The organism is Paludibacter jiangxiensis, from assembly GCF_001618385.1.
In the GTDB taxonomy this organism is placed as follows: domain Bacteria; phylum Bacteroidota; class Bacteroidia; order Bacteroidales; family Paludibacteraceae; genus Microbacter; species Microbacter jiangxiensis.
Genome location: NZ_BDCR01000003.1, coordinates 721,160 through 741,447, shown reverse-complemented (window position 1 = coordinate 741,447; position 20,288 = coordinate 721,160). Strand labels below are relative to the sequence as shown.

Annotated in this window: 14 protein-coding genes and 4 tRNA genes; 17 read left to right on the top strand and 1 reads right to left on the bottom strand. The window is 42.0% G+C overall.

The window, feature by feature from the left end:
- Nucleotides 1-58 precede the first annotated feature (58 nt).
- The 14 genes from PJIAN_RS09580 (at nt 59) to PJIAN_RS09515 (ending at nt 14,157) form a co-directional block, all read left to right on the top strand.
- A tRNA-Tyr gene (locus PJIAN_RS09580) sits at nt 59-141 on the top strand.
- Nucleotides 142-209: 68 nt separating this feature from the next.
- Nucleotides 210-285: transfer RNA gene (locus tag PJIAN_RS09575), tRNA-Gly, on the top strand.
- Between the two features lie 65 nt (nt 286-350).
- A tRNA-Thr gene (locus PJIAN_RS09570) sits at nt 351-422 on the top strand.
- Nucleotides 423-477: 55 nt separating this feature from the next.
- The gene (gene tuf / locus PJIAN_RS09565) at nt 478-1,665 is read left to right on the top strand and encodes an elongation factor Tu (protein ID WP_068704416.1); all 1,188 of its coding nucleotides are present in this window, start codon (nt 478-480) and stop codon (nt 1,663-1,665) included.
- A gap of 135 nt (nt 1,666-1,800) precedes the next feature.
- Nucleotides 1,801-1,873 (top strand) — tRNA-Trp (locus PJIAN_RS09560).
- A gap of 19 nt (nt 1,874-1,892) precedes the next feature.
- Nucleotides 1,893-2,087, top strand: coding sequence for a preprotein translocase subunit SecE (gene secE, locus PJIAN_RS09555; protein ID WP_068704415.1), 195 nt, complete (start codon nt 1,893-1,895; stop codon nt 2,085-2,087).
- A 10-nt stretch (nt 2,088-2,097) separates the two neighbouring features.
- The gene (gene nusG, locus PJIAN_RS09550) at nt 2,098-2,643 is read left to right on the top strand and encodes a transcription termination/antitermination protein NusG (protein WP_068704410.1); all 546 of its coding nucleotides are present in this window, start codon (nt 2,098-2,100) and stop codon (nt 2,641-2,643) included.
- Nucleotides 2,644-2,694: 51 nt separating this feature from the next.
- The gene (gene rplK, locus PJIAN_RS09545; RefSeq protein ID WP_068704408.1) at nt 2,695-3,135 is read left to right on the top strand and encodes a 50S ribosomal protein L11; all 441 of its coding nucleotides are present in this window, start codon (nt 2,695-2,697) and stop codon (nt 3,133-3,135) included.
- An 18-nt stretch (nt 3,136-3,153) separates the two neighbouring features.
- Nucleotides 3,154-3,852: a 50S ribosomal protein L1 gene (gene rplA / locus PJIAN_RS09540; RefSeq protein WP_068704406.1), complete on the top strand. Its 699-nt coding sequence runs from the start codon at nt 3,154-3,156 to the stop codon at nt 3,850-3,852.
- 14 nt (nt 3,853-3,866) lie between these two features.
- A complete protein-coding gene (gene rplJ, locus PJIAN_RS09535) occupies nt 3,867-4,388 on the top strand; it encodes a 50S ribosomal protein L10 (RefSeq protein WP_068704405.1) in 522 nt (173 codons plus the stop codon).
- A gap of 45 nt (nt 4,389-4,433) precedes the next feature.
- Nucleotides 4,434-4,808, top strand: a complete 375-nt coding sequence (rplL, locus tag PJIAN_RS09530; protein WP_068704403.1) for a 50S ribosomal protein L7/L12 — start codon at nt 4,434-4,436, stop codon at nt 4,806-4,808.
- A 280-nt stretch (nt 4,809-5,088) separates the two neighbouring features.
- On the top strand, nt 5,089-8,901 hold the full coding sequence (rpoB, locus tag PJIAN_RS09525; RefSeq protein WP_068704401.1) for a DNA-directed RNA polymerase subunit beta: 3,813 nt from the start codon (nt 5,089-5,091) through the stop codon (nt 8,899-8,901).
- Nucleotides 8,902-9,000: 99 nt separating this feature from the next.
- Nucleotides 9,001-13,275 carry a DNA-directed RNA polymerase subunit beta' gene (gene rpoC / locus PJIAN_RS09520; RefSeq protein WP_068704399.1) on the top strand — a complete coding sequence of 1,425 codons (4,275 nt, stop codon included), beginning with the start codon at nt 9,001-9,003 and terminating at the stop codon, nt 13,273-13,275.
- A 141-nt stretch (nt 13,276-13,416) separates the two neighbouring features.
- A complete protein-coding gene (locus PJIAN_RS09515; protein WP_084252356.1) occupies nt 13,417-14,157 on the top strand; it encodes an MBL fold metallo-hydrolase in 741 nt (246 codons plus the stop codon).
- A 102-nt stretch (nt 14,158-14,259) separates the two neighbouring features.
- Here PJIAN_RS09515 and fusA2 read toward each other — a convergent pair whose 3' ends face one another.
- Nucleotides 14,260-16,419, bottom strand: a complete 2,160-nt coding sequence (fusA2, locus tag PJIAN_RS09510; protein ID WP_068704395.1) for an elongation factor G2 — start codon at nt 16,417-16,419, stop codon at nt 14,260-14,262.
- 262 nt (nt 16,420-16,681) lie between these two features.
- On the opposite strand from fusA2, the gene PJIAN_RS09505 reads away from it, so the two are divergent.
- The 3 genes from PJIAN_RS09505 to pyk all read left to right on the top strand — a co-directional run bounded on the left by PJIAN_RS09505 (nt 16,682) and on the right by pyk (nt 20,145).
- Nucleotides 16,682-17,920 (top strand): serpin family protein, encoded by a 1,239-nt coding sequence (locus PJIAN_RS09505; RefSeq protein ID WP_068704393.1) that lies wholly within the window; start codon nt 16,682-16,684, stop codon nt 17,918-17,920.
- 155 nt (nt 17,921-18,075) lie between these two features.
- The gene (aroQ, locus tag PJIAN_RS09500; protein WP_068704697.1) at nt 18,076-18,507 is read left to right on the top strand and encodes a type II 3-dehydroquinate dehydratase; all 432 of its coding nucleotides are present in this window, start codon (nt 18,076-18,078) and stop codon (nt 18,505-18,507) included.
- A 189-nt stretch (nt 18,508-18,696) separates the two neighbouring features.
- Complete coding sequence (gene pyk, locus PJIAN_RS09495) at nt 18,697-20,145, top strand: pyruvate kinase (protein ID WP_068704391.1); 1,449 nt, start codon at nt 18,697-18,699, stop codon at nt 20,143-20,145.
- Nucleotides 20,146-20,288: the final 143 nt, after the last annotated feature.

Here is a 20,288-nt window from a genome sequence, read left to right as displayed (position 1 = left end):
TTTTGGAAATTAATCTTCGATAGAAGATAATTGATTATCTTTTCTAATAAAGAATTTAGGGCAGTTACCAGAGTGGCCAAATGGGGCAGACTGTAAATCTGCTAGCTTACGCTTACGGTGGTTCGAATCCATCACTGCCCACCCCATTTGCGATTTGTCTTTATAAAGAGATACGTAAATTGTCAACGGATAAGTTGTTAATGTATTTTGCGGGAATAGCTCAGTCGATAGAGCATCAGCCTTCCAAGCTGAGGGTCGCGGGTTTGAGTCCCGTTTCCCGCTCCAGGTTTTACAAAAATTACTCCGGCTCAGGCCGGAGTAATTGTCAATAGACAAATGTAAAACACTTTGCTGTTGTAGCTCAGGGGTAGAGCACTTCCTTGGTAAGGAAGAGGTCATGGGTTCAATTCCCATCAACAGCTCAAACAGTACGATGGTAACCACATCTATTTATTAATAAATAATATTTTCTGAGTTATGGCAAAAGAACATTTTAACAGGACGAAACCGCACGTTAACATCGGTACCATCGGTCACGTAGACCACGGTAAAACAACGTTGACAGCTGCGATCACGACTGTATTAGCAAAAAAAGGTCTTTCTGAAATGCGTTCATTCGATTCTATCGACAACGCTCCGGAAGAAAAAGAACGCGGTATTACTATCAACACCGCTCACGTTGAATACGAAACAGCTAACCGTCACTATGCTCACGTTGACTGTCCGGGTCACGCCGACTATGTAAAGAACATGGTTACTGGTGCTGCTCAGATGGACGGTGCTATCATCGTAGTAGCTGCTACTGATGGTCCTATGCCTCAAACACGTGAACACATCCTTTTGGCTCGTCAGGTAAACGTTCCGAAATTGGTTGTTTTCATGAACAAATGCGATATGGTTGACGACCCTGAAATGCTCGACCTCGTAGAAATGGAAATGCGTGAATTGCTTTCTTTCTATGAATTTGATGGTGACAATACTCCTATCATCCGTGGTTCTGCTTTGGGTGGTTTGAATGGTGTTGCTGAATGGGAAGATAAAATTATGGAACTGATGGAAGCTGTTGATACATGGATTCCACTGCCTCCGCGCGATACTGATAAACCTTTCTTGATGCCGGTTGAAGACGTGTTCTCTATCACAGGTCGTGGTACTGTAGCAACAGGTCGTATCGAAACAGGTATTATCAAAACAGGTGAAGAAGTTCAGATCATCGGTCTTGGTTCAGAAGGTAAAAAATCTGTTGTAACCGGTGTTGAAATGTTCCGTAAAATTTTGGACGATGGCCAGGCTGGTGACAACGTAGGTTTGTTGCTTCGTGGTGTCGACAAAGACGAAATCAAACGTGGTATGGTTATTACTCACCCGGGTAAAGTTAAACCTCACACTCGCTTCAAAGCTCAGGTTTATATCCTGAAAAAAGAAGAAGGTGGTCGTCACACTCCATTCCACAACAAATACCGTCCTCAGTTCTACATCCGTACATTGGACGTAACTGGTGAAATCACTTTGCCGGAAGGAACAGAAATGGTTATGCCAGGTGACAACTTGACAATCACTGTAGAATTGATCTATCCGGTAGCTTGCGACTTAGGTTTGCGTTTCGCTATCCGTGAAGGTGGTCGTACAGTAGGTGCAGGTCAGATCACCGAACTGCTTGACTAATAAAGCAACTCAGGGTTTTTGAATCCATGGCGTTGAGCTATTGACAAAGATTCTGATCACAAATAAATCCTGACAGGAATTTTCCTGTCAGGATTATTCTCCAACTCTTCAGAAAAAGAAGAAATTAAAAAATACACGGGTGTAGCTCAGTTGGTAGAGCATCGGTCTCCAAAACCGAGTGTCGTGCGTTCGAGTCGTACCTCCCGTGCTAAAAAAAACACTTCGCTATGAAAAGATTCATCAATTATTGTAAAGAAGCTTACACCGAGCTCGTGCATAAGGTTTCATGGCCATCTTACAAAGAACTTACTAACAGTGCAGTCGTAGTTTTAGTTGCTTCCCTTGTTATTGCAGTGGTAGTATGGGTCATGGACTTAGGGTTCGAAAGTGTCATGAAGTTTATTTACAAACAGATTATCTAGGAGGTTGAAAATGGCTGAGTCTGCAAAGAAATGGTACGTGCTACGTGCTATTAGCGGCAAAGAGAACAAGGTAAAGGAGTATGTTGAGGCAGAACTCAAAAACACCAACCTTGGTCAATATGTATCTCAAGTCTTGATACCAACCGAAAAGGTAGTTCAAGTACGTAACGGAAAGCGGATCACGAAAGAGAGAAGCTATCTTCCCGGTTACGTTCTCGTCGAAGCTAACATTGTGGGCGACGTTGCTCACCGTCTCAGACAAATGCCTAATGTTTTAGGCTTTTTGGGCGGTACAAACGACCAACCCACTCCCCTTCGTTCTTCGGAAGTCAATCGTATTCTTGGAACAATGGACGAATTACAAGAGGCTGGTGAAGATATCACACTCGAGTATTCGATAGGAGAAAGTGTCAAAGTAACATTTGGCCCTTTCAGTGGTTTTAGCGGAATTATCGAAGAGGTAAATAACGAAAAGAAGAAACTCAAAGTTATGGTGAAGATCTTTGGGCGTAAGACTCCTTTAGAATTAGGTTTCATGCAAGTGGAAAAAGAGTAGTGGTTGTTACGAACCTCACTCTGGTAATAATTATTTTAATTTAATCAAATCATGGCAAAAGAAGTTGCTGGACTTATCAAATTACAGATAAAAGGCGGGGCTGCAAATCCATCGCCTCCCGTTGGCCCTGCACTGGGTTCCAAAGGGATCAACATCATGGAGTTTTGTAAGCAATTTAATGCCAGAACCCAAGACAAAGCAGGTAAAGTTTTACCTGTTGTTATTACTTATTACTCAGACAAGTCATTCGATTTTGTTGTAAAGACTCCTCCGGTAGCAATCCAGTTGATGGAAGCTGCTAAGTTAAAAGGAGGTTCTGCAGAACCAAATCGTAAGAAAGTAGCTGAAATCACTTGGGAACAAGTGCAGACTATTGCTTCTGACAAAATGGTTGACTTGAACTGTTTCACAATCGAATCAGCAATGACGATGGTTGCAGGAACAGCACGTAGTATGGGTATTACAGTCAAAGGAGAAGCTCCCGGTAAATAATTAAAAAGAAATTCAACAATGAGTAAACTGACGAAAAATCAAAAGTTGGCAAACAGCAAGGTTGAACCCGGGAAAGCCTATTCGCTTAAGGAAGCAGCACAATTGGTAAAAGAAATCACGACGACCAAATTTGATGCTTCTGTTGACGTTGACGTGCGTTTGGGAATCGATCCGCGTAAATCTAACCAGATGGTTCGCGGTGTAGTTTCTCTTCCTCACGGAACCGGCAAGCAAATAAGGGTTCTTGCTTTATGCTCACCTGATGCAGAAGCCGACGCGAAAGCTGCAGGCGCTGATTATGTTGGTCTTGACGAATATATCGAAAAGATTAAAGGAGGTTGGACTGATATCGATGTTATCATCACTCAACCTGCAATCATGGGTAAAATTGGTGCACTGGGTCGTGTGCTGGGTCCTCGTGGCCTTATGCCTAACCCTAAAAGTGGTACCGTTACCAATGAAGTAGGTAAAGCAGTACAAGAAGTCAAACAAGGTAAGATTGACTTTAAAGTTGATAAAAGCGGTATTGTTCACACATCCATTGGTAAAGTGTCGTTTGATGCTTCAAAAATTGCTGATAATGCTAAGGAATTTATCCATACGCTTATCAAATTGAAGCCTTCTACGGCTAAAGGTACTTATGTGAAGAGCATTTATCTTTCAAGTACAATGAGTCTTGGTATTAAGATTGACCCCAAATCGGTTGAAGAAAACTAAAAAAGTTGTAGTGTATGAAAAAGGAAGATAAAAGTGTCATCATAGAGCAAATCAAAGAAACAATCGGATCATACAGCCATTTTTATGTAACTAACAGCGAAGGACTTAACGCTGAAGATACAAGTAAGCTCCGTAAGGCTTGTTTTAGCAAAGAGATCAAATTGATGGTCGTTAAAAACAAGTTACTTATGAAAGCTCTTGAATCGACAGGCACAGATTTCAGCCCGTTGTTTGATTCATTGAAAGGTTCATCTGCATTGTTGCTTTCTAACACTGGAAATGCTCCTGCTAAATTGATCAAAGAATTTAGCAAAACTAATAAGCTGGAAAAACCTGCTTTGAAGGCAGCTTATGTAGAAGAAAGTTTCTATGTTGGAGCCGATCAGCTCGAAGCCTTGATTAACATCAAGAGCAAAAACGAACTTATCGCAGATGTTATTGCCTTGCTGCAATCGCCTGCTAAGAACGTGGTATCTGCACTCCAATCAGGAGGAAACACTCTTCACGGCGTATTACAAACGTTGTCAGAACGATAAAAAACAAAACAAAAAATCAATCCAAACTTTTAAAAATATCTCATCATGGCAGATTTGAAAGCATTTGCAGAACAATTGGTTAACTTGACCGTTAAAGAAGTAAACGAGTTGGCCGAAATTTTGAAAAACGAATACGGTATCGAACCCGCAGCTGCTGCTGTTGCTGTTGCTGCTCCTGCTGCAGGCGCTGCTGCTGCTGAAGAAGAAAAAACATCTTTTGATGTTATCTTGAAATCAGCTGGCGCAAACAAGTTGGCTATCGTTAAGCTTGTAAAAGAACTTACCGGCCTTGGTTTGAAAGAAGCAAAAGACTTAGTTGACGGTGCTCCTAGCGCAATCAAAGAAGGTGTTGCTAAAGACGAAGCAGAAGCTTTGAAAAAACAACTTACTGAAGGCGGAGCTGAAGTTGAGCTTAAATAACACACCCTGATTACAGGCATTTGGTTTAGAATCTCATGTTGATGAGATTCTAAACCTTTTTGCGTATAATGTTATTCATTTTGGTTTAATTAACTGGTTGCTTATAAAAGGCAATTTATTGAATATACATTTGTGCTATTAATTCAACAACTCGCTACGAAATTTGAACCTCAGTTTGTCTTTTTATCCTTCTTTTCCATCTTTATTTTTAGACTACAGTACTGAATTAATTTCTTAGCAGAGTATCGGCTAATTAAGTTCAATCAAACTTTCCTTCCCAATGATGTCCAATACAGCAAACCCAAGAATAAACTTCGCCTCAATCAAAAGTCCGTTAGATTATCCGGATTTTCTTGAGGTTCAACTAAAATCATTTCAGGACTTTTTCCAACTGGACGCTCCTCCCGAAAAAAGGAAAAATGAAGGCCTGTTTAACGTTTTTGCAGAAAATTTTCCTATTTCTGATACGCGAAACAACTTTGTCCTTGAGTTTTTAGACTACTTTGTAGATCCTCCGCGTTACTCTATTCCAGAATGTATTGAACGAGGCTTGACTCATAGCGTACCCTTAAAGGCTAAACTGAAGCTTTATTGTACGGATCCTGAACACGAAGATTTCGATACTGTTATTCAGGATGTATATTTGGGTACTATTCCCTATATGACAGAAAAAGGCACGTTTGTGATAAACGGTGCCGAACGTGTTGTTGTTTCGCAGCTTCACCGTTCTCCGGGTGTGTTCTTCGGTCAGAGTGTACATACCAACGGAACAAAATTATATTCAGCAAGAATTATTCCGTTTAGAGGTGCCTGGATTGAATTTGCAACGGACATCAATAACGTGATGTATGCTTACATCGATCGTAAAAAGAAATTACCTGTAACAACTCTGCTTCGTGCTATCGGCTACGAAAGTGACAGAGATATTCTTGAAATCTTTAATCTTGCAGAAGAAGTTAAGGTTAACAAAAGCAGCCTGAAAAAGGTTGTTGGACGCAAGCTCGCTGCTCGTGTCCTGAAATCATGGAACGAAGACTTCGTGGATGAAGATACCGGTGAAGTTGTTTCCATCGAACGTAACGAGGTGGTGATTGACCGTGAGGTTATTTTGGAAAACAGCCACATCGATGCGATCATTGATTCGGGCACCCAAACAATTCTTCTCCATAAAGAAGAACAAAATCAAAGCGATTTTAGTATTATTTACAATACACTGCAAAAAGACCCGAGTAACTCGGAACGTGATGCAGTTTTATATATTTATCGTCAGTTGCGTAGTGCTGAACCTGCCGATGATACTTCAGCTCGTGAAGTTATCAATGGTTTGTTCTTCTCTGACAAACGTTATGACCTCGGAGAGGTAGGTCGTTATCGTATTAACCGCAAACTGAACCTTACAACAGAAATGGATGTCAGAGTTCTGACGAAGGAAGACATCATTGAAATTATCAAATACCTCATCGAACTTATCAATTCGAAAGCTGAAGTGGATGATATTGACCACTTGAGCAATCGTCGTGTAAGAACTGTTGGCGAACAATTGTACAATCAGTTTGGTGTTGCACTTGCCCGTATGGCTCGTACAATTCGTGAACGTATGAATGTGCGTGACAATGAGGTGTTTACTCCAACTGATTTGATTAATGCGAAGACAATTTCTTCGGTTATTAATACGTTCTTCGGAACAAATGCGTTGTCGCAGTTCATGGACCAAACCAATCCTTTGGCCGAGATTACGCACAAACGTCGTTTGTCAGCTCTTGGGCCTGGTGGTCTTTCACGTGAAAGAGCAGGGTTTGAGGTTCGAGACGTACACTATACTCACTATGGACGTCTTTGTCCTATTGAAACACCTGAAGGTCCAAACATTGGTTTGATCTCTTCTCTTTGTGTGTATGCTAAAATTAACGATCTGGGCTTTATTGTTACTCCTTATCGTAAAGTTTCAGAGGGCAAAGTTGATATTTCTGGAACTGGTATTGTTTATCTGACTGCCGAAGAAGAAGATGGCAAGCTTATTGCACAGGGAAATGCTCCGTTAAATGAAGATGGTAGCTTTGTTCGTTCTCGCGTTAAGGCTCGTCAGGACGCTGATTATCCTGTAATTGCGCCGAATGAAGTTCAGTTGATGGATGTATCTCCGACTCAGATTGCTTCTATTGCGGCTTCATTGATTCCGTTCCTCGAACACGATGATGCTAACCGTGCGTTGATGGGCTCGAACATGATGCGCCAGGCAGTACCATTGCTTCGTAGCGAGGCACCTATCGTTGGGACAGGTATTGAAGGTCAGATGATTCAGGACTCTCGTACGCAAATCATGGCCGAAGAAGATGGTGTGGTTGAATTTGTTGATGCAAAACGTATCGTAATTCGATATGACCGCACTGAAGATGAAGAATTTGTCAACTTCGATGATTCGGTTAAAGAATATATTATCCCGAAATTCCAGCGGACTAACCAGGAAACAACGATGGACCTTCGTCCTATCGTTGAAAAAGGTACCCGTGTAACCAAAGGTCAGATACTGACAGAAGGTTACTCTACCGAACAAGGTGAACTCGCTTTGGGACGTAACCTGAAAGTGGCATTCATGCCTTGGAAAGGTTACAACTTTGAGGATGCTATCGTAATCAACGAACGTGTGGTGCGCGATGATATCTTTACTTCAGTTCACGTTACCGAATATTCTCTTGAAGTTCGTGAAACAAAACGTGGTATGGAAGAACTTACTTCCGATATACCAAACGTGAGTGAAGAAGCAACCCGTGACCTGGACGAAAACGGTATTATCCGTATAGGTGCCCACGTAGCTCCCGGTGATATCCTCATTGGTAAAATTACTCCAAAAGGGGAATCAGATCCTTCTCCGGAAGAAAAATTGTTGCGTGCTATTTTTGGTGATAAGGCTGGCGATGTTAAAGATGCTTCTCTCAAAGCGTCTCCTTCTTTAAGAGGAGTTGTTATTGGAAGAAATCTCTTTGCAAAAGCAATGAAAACCAGAAAATCGAGTCTTGCAGACAAGGCCGTGCTTCCTAAATTAGAAGAAGAATTCGAAAAAGAAGCAGCAGCTTTGAAAGCGAAGTTGATTGAGAAACTGGTAACCCTTACTCAGAATAAAACATCGCAAGGAGTGAAAGACTTTTTAGGTACAGACCTGATTCCGAAAGGAAGCAAGTTTACCCAAAAAGTAATGAACGATATTGATTATACTACGGTTCATGTAAGTCGCTGGACAACTGATACTCATCGTAACGAAATGATTCAGGCAGTGATTGTGAACTATTTGAAGAAATACAAGGAACTCGACGCTCAACTCAAACGTAAGAAATTCAATATTACGATCGGAGACGAGCTGCCTTCAGGTATCGTACAGTTGGCTAAAGTTTATATCGCTAAGAAACGTAAGATCCGTGTTGGTGATAAAATGGCCGGTCGTCACGGTAACAAGGGTATTGTATCAAGAATCGTGCGTCAGGAAGATATGCCGTTCCTTGAAGATGGAACTCCTGTAGATATTGTATTGAACCCGCTGGGTGTGCCTTCCCGTATGAACTTGGGACAGATTTTTGAAACTGTTCTTGCTTGGGCTGGTAAAAACCTGGGAGTGAAATTTGCTACACCTATCTTCGATGGAGCGACCCTTGAAGACCTTAACGCATGGACCGACAAAGCTGGTGTTCCTAACTATGGTAAAACATATTTGTATGACGGTGGAACCGGCGAACGTTTTGACCAAACGGCTACAGTTGGTATTATTTACATGCTGAAGCTGGGTCACATGGTTGAAGACAAGATGCACGCACGTTCTATTGGTCCGTACTCGTTGATTACCCAGCAGCCTCTTGGTGGTAAAGCTCAATTTGGTGGTCAGCGTTTTGGGGAAATGGAAGTTTGGGCTCTGGAAGCATTTGGAGCCGCCCATATTCTGCAGGAAATTCTGACTGTTAAATCTGATGACGTTGTAGGTCGTGCACGTTCTTACGAAGCAATTGTGAAAGGAGAGCCGATGCCGACTCCGGGATTACCAGAATCTCTGAACGTATTGCTGCACGAATTGCAGGGTCTCGGATTGAGTGTGCACTTGGAATAATTCCTCCTGTAGAACCATTCGGTAATAAATTACATTCTTCAAAAAACGAAAATTCTCTTGCCTCAAGAAGAGGCAGGAGAACTTTAATAAAATAAAACTATGGCTTTTATCAGAGAAAATAAGATAAAGAGCAATTTTAGCAAAATAACGATTGGTTTAGCGTCGCCCGAAGAGATGCTTGAAATGTCTCACGGCGAAATTCTGAAACCAGAAACGATCAATTACCGTACATACAAACCGGAACGCGATGGTCTTTTTTGCGAACGTATCTTTGGACCGGTTCGCGATTATGAATGTCATTGCGGTAAATACAAACGTATTCGTTATAAGGGTATCGTTTGCGACCGTTGTGGGGTGGAAGTAACAGAAAAGAAAGTGCGTCGTGAAAGAATGGGACACATCAGTTTGGTGGTGCCTATCGCACATATCTGGTATTTCCGTTCGTTGCCAAATAAAATTGGCTATCTGTTAGGTATGTCGACAAAGAAACTGGATTCTATCATTTATTATGAAAAATACGTGATTATCCAGCCGGGTATTCTTGAAGGAAGAGAAAACATCGTAAGAGGTGAATTGTTATCAGAAGACGAGTATCTCGATTTGATTGACGAATTACCACGCGAAAATCAACAACTGGACGATACAGATCCTAACAAGTTTCTTGCTAAAATGGGAGCTGACGCCATTTATGACATGCTTCAGACAATAGACCTTGACGGTCTTTCGTATGATCTACGTCATATTGGTAGTACAACTTCTTCTCAACAAAAGAAAACCGAAGCCCTGAAACGTCTTCAGGTGGTTGAAGCTTTCCGTGCTTCACGTCTACGCAATAAACCGGAATGGATGATTCTGAAAGTTCTTCCGGTTATTCCTCCCGAACTTCGTCCGTTGGTGCCTCTTGATGGTGGTCGTTTTGCAACTTCCGACCTCAATGATTTGTACCGTCGTGTGATTATTCGTAACAACCGTTTGAAACGTTTGATCGAAATTAAAGCACCGGAAGTAATTTTGCGTAATGAAAAACGTATGCTTCAGGAAGCTGTCGATTCATTGTTCGATAACTCACGTAAGGCAAGTGCGGTTAAGACAGATGCTAACCGTCCTTTGAAATCGTTGTCTGACAGTTTGAAAGGTAAACAAGGACGTTTCCGTCAGAACTTACTTGGTAAACGTGTCGACTATTCTGCTCGTTCGGTTATCGTCGTTGGTCCTGAATTGAAAATGCATGAATGCGGTTTGCCAAAAGATATGGCAGCCGAACTCTATAAACCGTTTATTATCCGTAAACTGATAGAACGCGGTATCGTAAAAACGGTTAAATCAGCTAAGAAAATCATTGATCGTAAGGATCCGGTGGTTTGGGATATTCTGGAATATGTAATGAAAGGTCATCCGGTATTACTTAACCGTGCTCCGACTCTTCACCGTTTAGGTATTCAGGCATTCCAACCTAAGATGATCGAAGGAAAAGCTATTCAGCTCCACCCGTTGGCTTGTACTGCGTTCAATGCTGACTTTGACGGTGACCAGATGGCTGTTCACCTTCCATTAAGCAACGAAGCTGTGGTTGAAGCTCAAATGTTGATGCTTGCTGCTCACAATATTTTGAACCCTGCCAATGGTGCTCCTATCACCGTACCTTCTCAGGACATGGTACTCGGTTTGTACTACATTACAAAACCGCGTCCCGGAGCAAAAGGCGAAGGTATGACTTTCTATGGTGTTGAAGAAGTAGAAATCGCTTTGAATGAAGGCCGTGTTGCTCTTCACGCAAAGATTAAAGTACGCCACAATGACCTGAATGAAAACGGAGAACTGGAAGAAATGCTGATCGAAACAACTGTCGGTCGTGTTATCTTCAACAAATGTGTTCCTACTCAGATGGGTTTCATTAACGAATTGCTTTCAAAGAAATCGTTACGTGATATCATCGGTAACATTATCAAGGTATGTGGTGTGGCTGTAACAGCTAAGTTCCTTGATGATATTAAGGATTTGGGTTACAAGATGGCGTTCAAGGGTGGTCTTTCCTTTAACCTTGGAGACGTTATCATCCCGGCTGAAAAAGAAGCGTTGGTACAGGAAGGTTATAACGAAGTTGAAGAAATCATGAATAACTACAACATGGGTTTCATCACTTATAACGAACGTTATAATCAGATTATCGACACCTGGACACACGTTAACTCGAAATTGTCAAATATTTTGATGAAACAGCTTTCGAGCGACAACCAAGGGTTTAACTCAGTTTACATGATGTTGGACTCAGGAGCTCGTGGTTCTAAAGAACAGATTCGTCAGCTTTCGGGTATGCGTGGTTTGATGGCTAAGCCTCAGAAATCAGGTGCCGAAGGTGGTCAGATTATTGAAAACCCTATTTTGGCAAACTTTAAAGAAGGTCTATCGGTGTTAGAGTACTTTATCTCTACCCACGGTGCTCGTAAAGGTTTGGCGGATACCGCTCTGAAAACGGCTGATGCGGGTTACCTGACTCGTCGTTTGGTTGACGTTTCACAAGATGTTATTATCAACGAAGAAGACTGTGGTACATTGCGTGGTCTGACAGCTGTTGAACTTAAGAATAATGAAGAAGTAATCGCTTCTCTCTACGAACGTATTTTGGGTCGTGTATCTTTGCATGATATTCAGCATCCGTTAACGGGAGATATCCTCGTTCGTTCAGGAGAAGAAATTACCGAAGATATTGCACAGGCTATTCAGGATTCTCCGATCGAACGTGTTGAAATCCGTTCGGTGTTGACTTGCGAGTCTAAAAAAGGTGTTTGTGCCAAATGTTACGGTCGTAACCTTGCAACCGGTAAGATGGTTCACAAAGGTGAAGCTGTTGGTGTTATTGCTGCTCAGTCAATTGGTGAGCCGGGTACTCAGCTTACGTTGCGTACATTCCACGTGGGTGGTATCGCTTCGAATATTGCTGCTGAATCAAATATCACTTCCCGTTACGACGGTATTGTCGAAATTGAAGAACTCCGTAGCGTTGATGCAATCGACGAAAACGGTAATCCATATCAGGTAGTAGTTGGTCGTTTGACCGAAATGCGTGTGATCGATCCGCGTACCAAGATTGTTTTGACCAATCAGCACGTTCCTTACGGTGCGAAATTGTATACAAAACATGGCGATTTGGTTAAGAAAGGACAGCTGCTTTGTGAATGGGACCCGTTCAATGCCGTAATTATTTCGGAAATGGGTGGTAAACTCGAATTTCAGGATATTATCGAGAATACAACGTTTAAGGTTGAATCGGATGAAGCTACCGGTTTGCGTGAAAAGATTATTATCGAATCGAAAGATAAGACCAAGATCCCGACCGTTCACGTGGTAGATAAAGACGGAACTCCATTACGTAACTACAGCTTACCGGTGGGAGCTCACTTGGTGCTCGATGAAGGCGATATGATCAAGGCTGGTCAATTGTTGGTTAAGATTCCTCGCGCTGTTGGTAAAGCGGGTGATATTACCGGGGGTCTCCCCCGTGTTACTGAGCTGTTTGAAGCTCGTAACCCGTCAAATCCTGCCGTTGTGGCTGAAATCGATGGTGAAGTTTCGTTCGGTAAAATCAAACGTGGTAACCGTGAAATCATCGTTACCTCTAAGATGGGCGAGGTGAAGAAATATCTTGTACCACTTTCAAAACAAATTCTTGTTCAGGAAAGTGATTATGTACGCGCAGGTACCGCTTTATCCGATGGAGCAACTACCCCGTCAGACATTCTGGCAATCAAAGGGCCGACCGCTGTTCAGGAATATATTGTGAACGAAGTTCAGGATGTATACCGTTTACAGGGTGTGAAGATCAACGATAAGCACTTCGAAGTAATTGTGCGTCAGATGATGCGCAAGGTAGAAGTTCTTGATCAGGGTGATACCCGCTTCCTCGAGCAACAAATGATCGATAAAAACGATTTCTTCGAAGAAAACGATCGTTTGTGGGGTAAGAAAGTGGTTGTTAATCCGGGTGATTCTCAAACTTTGAAGGCTGGTCAGATTGTAACTGCACGCAAGTTGCGCGACGAAAACAGTTCTTTGAAACGTAAAGACTTACGTTTGGTTGAAGCCCGCGATGCTATCCCTGCTACTTCAAGTCAGGTACTTCAGGGTATTACTCGTGCCGCATTGCAAACAAGCAGCTTTATGTCGGCTGCATCGTTCCAGGAAACTACTAAGGTGTTGAACGAAGCTGCTATTAACGGTAAGATTGACAAGCTGGAAGGTTTGAAAGAAAACGTTATTTGCGGCCATTTGATTCCTGCCGGTACAGGTCAACGCGAATTTGATAAGATGATTGTTGGTTCTGTTGATGAAATGGAACGCATTACTGAAGCTCGCAAGGCTGTATTGCCCGAATAATCTTCTTAATTAATATAAGATGAAAGCCGTCTCGAAAGGGACGGCTTTCTTGTTTTCTGGTGAAGAATATGTATTTTTGTCAGTGCAAAGGTTCTTTTTGGGGTAAACTGGGAAATAGTTGATGTTGCAATAAACGAAATAATGGAAATTTTTCTTAATGATTTACGGTATATGAAATTAACTTATGTATTTCATAGTTGTTTTGTAATTGAATCAACTGATATTACACTGATTTTTGATTATTACAAAGATTCTGCGAATAATTGGCTGATGCGACATTTGCCAGACCTAAAAGGAAAGGTATATGTGTTTGCCTCTCATGCGCACCACGACCATTTTAACAAGGAAATATTAGAGTGGAGCACTGTCAGAAAGGATATTCAGTATATTTTTTCCAAGGATATACTCGATGAAAAGCAATGCCTGTCATCTGATGGATTCTTTTTAAATAAAGGCGGGGTTTATCAGGACGACCGAATATATGTGAAGGCTTATGGGTCAACCGACCAGGGTGTTTCGTTTTATGTTGAAGCCGGAGGCAAAAAAATCTTTCATGCAGGTGATTTTAATGACTGGCACTGGAAAGAAGAATCGACGCCGGAAGAAATTGCAGACGCAGAAAGATTTTATCAGGATGAGCTAAATATTCTTGCAGGAGAAGTGCCTGTTTTGGATGTGGCGATGTTCCCTCTCGATCCACGCCTCGGAGCTGATTTCGCAGATGGGGTTATCTTGTTTTTGCAACGGATTAAAACGGGATTGCTGGTGCCGATGCATTGTCAGGGAGAACATACTTTTATTAATTGCTTTGGTGCCAAAGCTCAAAATTATGACAGCCAATATTTCTTCATTGAAAAGGAAGAAGATAGTTTTGAATTCTAAAATTTGGCAGTTGATGATTAGCAAGCCGCTTACTTAATTCGATAAAAAAGCCGTCTCAAATCACAGTTCGGGACGGCTTTCGTTTTATACAAGTAAAACAGACTATTCTCTTTCTAGCTGAGTAGCTTCGTATTCTTTCAGTAGCTTGTCTTGTACATCCATTGGTACGAGCTCATAGCTGGCAAACTTCATGGTAAATGAAGCACGACCACCGGTTAGCGAACTAAGCGTTGTAGAGTAACTTGAAAGTTCTTTTAGTGGAACTTTGGCGGTGAGCTTTTCAAAGCCTTTTTCGCTGTGCATACCCATGATAATTGCCCGGCGTCCCTGAAGGTCGCTCATAACGTCACCAAGACGATCGGAAGGAGCAAGTACTTCCACATCATAAATTGGTTCCAGCAATTTAGGACTTGCCTGCTTGAACGCTGTGCTGAAAGCATTACGTCCTGCCAGTCGGAATGATATTTCATTGGAATCTACAGGATGCATTTTGCCATCGTAAACAATTACACGAACGTCGCGGGCGTAAGAACCTGTAAGCGGGCCTTGTTCTATTTTGTCAAGAATTCCTTTTAGAATGGCAGGTAAAAAACGAGCATCGATCGCTCCACCGACAATACTGTTGATGAATACCAGCTTGCCGCCCCATTCAAGAGGAATTTCCTGTTTGTCGCGTACGCTGATTTTGAATTCCTGTCCGTTGAATTTGTAAAGATCCGGAGTGGGCATCCCTTCAAAATAAGGTTCGATAATGAGGTGGACTTCTCCAAACTGACCGGCTCCACCCGATTGTTTTTTATGGCGGTAATCGGCACGTGCTGATTTTGTGATTGTTTCACGATATGGAATTTTCGGTTCAATATAATCGATCATTACCTTATCGTTGTTTTCAATTCTCCATTTAAGTGTGCGAAGATGAAATTCGCCCTGACCATACACGATTGTCTGCTTCAGTTCTTTCGACATTTCAATAATCCATGTCGGATCTTCTTCGTGCATGCGGGTGAGAATTTCGCTGAGCTTTTCAGAATCGGCTTCGTTCTTGGCTTTGATAGCACGACGGAATTTTGGGTCAGGGTAGGAGATAGATGGGAATTCATACTCGCAACCCTTTGCATTGAGGGTATTTCCGGTGCGCGTTTCTTTTAGCTTAACAGTAGCTCCTATATCGCCGGCTACCAATTCTTCTACTTTGTCACGGAGAGAACCTGCAACGGAGAAGATTTGATTGATGCGTTCTTTGGTGCCACGGGAAACATTTACAAGGTCATCTCCTTCATGTACTTTGCCGGACATTACCTTGAAATAAGAAACTTCTCCGATATGTGGTTCTATGCTTGTTTTGAATACAAAAAGGCTGGTCGGTTTTGTGGCATCGGGAGCAACTTCTGTGCCGTCTTTCGTAACCGGTTTGGGAAGATCCTGTACGTAAGGAACCACGTTGCCCAGGAATTCCATAAGTCGGCGAACACCCATGTCACGTCCCGAACAAACGCAGAAAACAGGGAACATGTCGCGGTGCACAAGTCCTTTGCGAATCCCGAATCTCATTTCGTCTTCAGTCAAAGAACCTTGTTCAAAATATTTTTCCATCAGCTCTTCATCGTGTTCTGCTGCCGATTCTACGAGCTTGTTGTGTAGATCATCTGCTTTATCTTTATATTCGTTAGGAATTTCTAATTCTTCAGGAGCACCACCTTCGGGTTTCCAGCGGTACATCTTCATTTTCAATACATCGATAACAGCATTGAAGCCGGCACCGGTATTCAGAGGGAATTGAATCTGAACAACTTTTCCTCCGTATTGTTCTTTTAGTTGTTCAAGAAGTTGATCAAAATCCGCTTTTTCATGGTCTAACTGATTGGCGACAAAAATAACGGGTTTTGAAAATCGTTCGGTGTAACGAAGATGGTTTTGTGTTCCAACTTCTACACCATAAGGAGTATTAAGAAGAATAATTGCAGTGTCGGTCACATTCAGAGAAGTGATAACTCCGCCGATAAAGTCGTCGGAACCCGGGCAGTCAATAATATTGAGCTTTTTCCCGTTCCATTCGACATGTGTTACAGTTGAAAATACGGAATATCCATACTCGTGTTCTACCGGAAAATAGTCGGAGACTGTGTTTTGTCCCTCAACCGTGCCGCGACGTTTTATAATACCACTCTCATAGAGCATCGCTTCTATAAGAGTGGTTTTCCCGGATCCCGAACTTCCCAATAGTGAGATGTTCTTAATTTCATTTGATTGATAAACTTTCATAACTGTATAGATTTAAGTTTTACAATTAGTTATCAAGCAAAAATCGTCTTTCGAGGACTCAATTTTGCATATGCCAATATAGCGAGATTTGATTAAAAACTCCCTGTGAACCACATGTTTAACAACATTGTTTTTGGACATGAGATTAGTGGTTTGTTGTTTGGCGAAATATTTATGTTAAATAATGAGTTTTCAATGCAACATTTTGAAAATGAATGGCATCTTATTTTGTAATGAGGGATTGTCTAAAATTCTATCTATTATGAAAAACATTATTCTTTGTGCTGCATTAACAGGAATGCTGTGTGTGATTTTTTCCTGCAACGATTCGAAAAATGTCAATCAGGTGGTAAAGCCTTATGAGCCGATTGAACTCAGTGCTTCGCAAACGCAACAGGTTTCGGCCGATAATTCGTTTGCGTTCGATCTTCTCAAAAACGTTAACCGGTCAGAAAGCAACGGTAACTTTTTTATCTCTCCGTTAAGTATAAGTCAGGCTTTGGGCATGACATACAATGGTGCCGCCGGAACTACCAAAACAGCCATGGAAACTGCTTTGCGCCGCAATGGCTTCTCTTCCGACGAAATCAATGCCTATTATAAAAAATTGACAGATGGTTTGCTGGGTGCCGATCCGTCCACGCAGCTGAAAATTGCCAATTCGATTTGGACGCGGAAAGATTTTCCCGTTTTGCAGAGTTTCTACGACGTAAATGCCGCTTATTATGGAGCAAAGGCGCAGTCTCTCGATTTTGGACAACCTTCGTCAAAGGATATTATCAATAATTGGTGTAGCCAAAACACCAATGGTAAGGTTCCCCACGTAATCGATGATATTTCGAACGATGTGATGATGTATTTGATCAATGCCGTTTATTTTAAGGGAATATGGAAGTCTCAATTTAAGACATCGGATACCTTTAGCGGTAGTTTTGCTGCTCCTACCGGCTCTGTTCCTGTAAAATATATGAAGCAGGAGAATACGTTCAACTATTTTGGCAATGATAGTGTGCAGTGCGCCGAACTGCCCTACGGCAATGGAGCTTTTAGCATGGTAGTGGTGCTGCCTGCAAGCAACTATAGTGTCGACCAGATTGTAGATAAGATGAATAGTTCGACATGGAAGAACTGGCTGGGGGGAATGCATTCGATTAAGTTACATGTTGAACTACCTAAATTCAAACTTAGCTATAAAACGCTGTTGAATAATTCGTTGTCACAAATGGGAATGGGAATCGCTTTTTCTAATCTTGCTGACTTTTCAAAAATTGCAAATGGCGGAGGCTTGGCAATCAGCCGGGTTTTGCACAATACCTTTGTAACTGTCGACGAGGAGGGAACGGAGGCTGCAGCAGTAACTGTCGTTGAAATGGGCTATACATCTGTCGGACCGCAGATAGCTTCATTCATTGTCAACCGTCCATTTTTATTCTTTATCAAAGAGAAGAGTACCGGAACCATTTTGTTTGCCGGGAAGATACTCAAACCTGTCATCGAATAAATCTCATTGGTGTAGCCAAAGGTGCCTGTTTTTGAACAAGCAGGTGACGGAGATAAACAAATTGTCCCTTTTGTAATGAAAAGGTGGTTTTTGATGACCGAAAACCAAAAAATATTGCTATTTTTGTGGAAAATTCGAGCATATCGTTACCATTTATGAATATTCTCATTATCAATGGTCCTAACCTTAATTTGCTGGGCAAAAGAGAACCGGAAATCTACGGAACGTTGACTTTCGATGACGTTTTTTCTGATCTTACGGCCCGTTTTTCCGAACATAACTTCCACTATGTTCAATCCAACCACGAAGGCACAATAATTGACACGCTTCATGAGCATGGATTTACGATCGATGGCATTGTGTTGAATGCGGGGGCTTATACGCATACTTCCATTGCTATTGCCGATGCAATTCGTTCCATCACATCTCCGGTGATAGAAGTGCATATTTCCAATGTTTTTCGTCGTGAGGAGTATCGTCACCATTCTACTATCTCGGGCGCTTGCATGGGTACTATAGTCGGTTTCGGATTCGACTCGTACCGTTTGGCTATTGAAGCGCTGATAGAGCGGAACAAAAACAAATGAGTCTCAACTGGAGATTGGGGTTTGGTTGGTTTCATGGTAAATAACTGGCATCCCTTTTTCGGATATTCAAAAGTATATTTTGCGAAACACACTGGTTGGGTTTCGTAGTATCTTTGCTGGTAAGTTTGCCTTTTGTCGGAAAATTTACCTCTTGAAATTGATATTTAAAGACATCAACATATTACACTTATGATAAAATACACAAAGATTGTAGCCACGCTTTCGGACAAGCAATGTGATACAGCGTTTTTGCGCGAGTTGTTTAATGTCGGAATGAACGTGGTTCGCCTCAATACCGCTCACCTCGACGAAGCCGGACTGAATAAAATTGTGACAAACGTTCGGAAAGTATCGAAATATATCGGCGTACTGGTCGATACGAAAGGGCCGGAAGTACGTACTACCATAACCCCCGAAAATATTGATATCGAAACCGGAGATCGTATTAAAGTTGTGGGTAACCCACAGCAGCCGACCACCAAGGAGTGTATCTCTGTTTCGTACCCGTTCTTTGTTCGTGATCTGAAGATTGGCGACGATATTTTGATAGACGATGGTGAAATTGACCTCAAAGTGATCGATAAAACAGACGAATATCTTGTTTGCGAAGCGACCAATGCTGGTGTGCTGGGAAGCCGCAAGAGTGTTAATGTTCCGGGTGTGCGTATCAATTTGCCATCGTTGACCGATCGCGATCGCGAATTTATTCAGTATGCCATTAAACATGATATCGACTTTATTGCCCACTCTTTTGTGCGTAATAAGCAGGATATTCTCGATATTCAAAAGATCCTTGACGAACAGAATAGCCAGATCAAGATCATTGCCAAGATTGAAAACCAGGAGGGTGTCGATAATATTGACGAAATTCTGCAATATGCTTACGGTGTAATGGTGGCACGTGGTGACCTGGGTATTGAAGTGGCTCAGGAAAAGATTCCGGCAATTCAACGCCGTTTGATTCGTAAGTGTGTGATGGCAAAAAAACCGGTAATTGTGGCTACTCAGATGTTGCATACGATGATTAAAAATCCGCGTCCTACCCGTGCAGAGGTTACTGACGTGGCAAATGCTATCTATTCGCGTACGGATGCCGTGATGTTGAGTGGCGAAACTGCTTACGGTAAATATCCTGTTGAAGCGGTTCAGACGATGGCTCGTATTGCTCAGGAAGCCGAACAAGCCAAAATGGCGGAAAACGAAATTCCTATTTCTTACTCCAAAGATGAGTTTGATGTTACTTCGTTTTTGGCACACCGTGCTGCCGAAGCATCTTCAGAACTTGGTGTAAAAGCTATTATTACAGATACCTATACGGGTCGTACGGCTCGCTTTCTGGCGGCTTACCGCGGAACCAGTCCTGTGATTGCTATTTGCTATGACAAACGCCCAATGCGTCAGTTGATGTTGTCATACGGAATTATTCCTATGTATCAGGCTTTGAAAGAAGATCGCAGGGAATACTTCTTCGCAGCATTGCGCCTTTTGTTGCGTAAAGGATTGCTTAAACAAAACGACTTGGTAGCTTACCTGAGTGGTAGTTCCGGATTGGGTGGTGGAACATCGTTCCTGGAAATCAATCATGTGGGGACAATTCTTGCAAACGATAACGAATATATCCTTCCAACATTCCGATAAACTTAATCAGAACTTTAAACTTTATCGGGTTTTAAGGGTCTCAGTATTGATGAATGAATGATCATTTATCATCTGACAACAGGCTTCTCTGTTCAGAGAAGCCTGTTTGTTAATCGCAATATTGGAACGAAATATGAATAATA